Source organism: Pseudoalteromonas sp. 20-92 (assembly GCF_030847595.1).
Lineage (GTDB): Bacteria > Pseudomonadota > Gammaproteobacteria > Enterobacterales > Alteromonadaceae > Pseudoalteromonas > Pseudoalteromonas fuliginea.
This window is the reverse complement of the sequence record NZ_JANJGQ010000112.1, coordinates 1-269: the sequence shown is the minus strand read 5'-3', so window position 1 is coordinate 269 and position 269 is coordinate 1. Positions and strand designations below refer to the sequence as shown.

The window sequence follows — 269 nt, the reverse complement described above, 5'->3', positions numbered from 1 at the left end:
ACTACCTTGTTTGTTTTAGCCAGTTTTCGTTGATAATATTTTTTAACTGTTGGGTTATAACGAATTGCAAAATTAGCAGCTTCAGTAAAGGCCCACGCTAAATAACGATTACCATTCTTCTGATTCGTCGCGCCCTTTTTCTTTCCATTGCTGTACCTTGCCCCTTTAACACAGCGACAATACGATGAGAAATTTCCTGGGCTATCAAAACGTTTAATCGTGCCAGTTTCTAACATAATAGTCAGTGCTAAAGTATTCCCAATTCCATC

Annotated in this window: 1 protein-coding gene; it reads right to left on the bottom strand. The window is 38.3% G+C overall.

All coding sequences use genetic code 11. The features are described from left to right. A partial coding sequence (locus NRL14_RS20975; RefSeq protein WP_306725533.1) for an IS110 family transposase occupies nucleotides 1–269 on the bottom strand: 269 nt, incomplete at both ends.